General features: G+C 52.3%; 5 tRNA genes. All 5 read left to right on the forward strand.

Annotated elements, in window-relative coordinates:
* Positions 1 to 35 precede the first annotated feature (35 nt).
* The 5 genes from VK91_RS22050 to VK91_RS22070 all read left to right on the forward strand — a co-directional run bounded on the left by VK91_RS22050 (position 36) and on the right by VK91_RS22070 (position 471).
* Positions 36 to 110 (forward strand) — tRNA-Gly (locus VK91_RS22050).
* A 5-nt stretch (positions 111 to 115) separates the two neighbouring features.
* A tRNA-Leu gene (locus tag VK91_RS22055) sits at positions 116 to 204 on the forward strand.
* Positions 205 to 212: 8 nt separating this feature from the next.
* Positions 213 to 289, forward strand: a tRNA-Arg gene (locus tag VK91_RS22060).
* A 9-nt stretch (positions 290 to 298) separates the two neighbouring features.
* Positions 299 to 375, forward strand: a tRNA-Pro gene (locus tag VK91_RS22065).
* Positions 376 to 395: 20 nt separating this feature from the next.
* Positions 396 to 471: transfer RNA gene (locus tag VK91_RS22070), tRNA-Ala, on the forward strand.
* Positions 472 to 503: the final 32 nt, after the last annotated feature.

Below are 503 nucleotides of genomic sequence, written 5' to 3' on the forward strand. Positions count from 1 at the left end.
ATTTTCATTGCCAGATAAAAAAAGCTTATGCACATGCGGAAGTAGTTCAGTGGTAGAACACCACCTTGCCAAGGTGGGGGTCGCGAGTTCGAACCTCGTCTTCCGCTCCAAATGTGCCGGGGTGGCGGAACTGGCAGACGCACAGGACTTAAAATCCTGCGGTAGGTGACTACCGTACCGGTTCGATTCCGGTCCTCGGCACCATTTTAAATGCGCCCGTAGCTCAATTGGATAGAGCGTCTGACTACGGATCAGAAGGTTATGGGTTCGACTCCTGTCGGGCGCGCCATAAGAACAACGGGAAGTAGCTCAGCTTGGTAGAGCACTTGGTTTGGGACCAAGGGGTCGCAGGTTCGAATCCTGTCTTCCCGACCATTTCCTAAAAATAAAAATATGGGGCCTTAGCTCAGCTGGGAGAGCGCCTGCCTTGCACGCAGGAGGTCAGCGGTTCGATCCCGCTAGGCTCCACCAATTCAATTACATGAACCTTGAAAACTGAACAA

It is taken from the genome of Lysinibacillus sp. LK3, assembly GCF_001043675.1.
Lineage (GTDB): Bacteria > Bacillota > Bacilli > Bacillales_A > Planococcaceae > Lysinibacillus > Lysinibacillus capsici.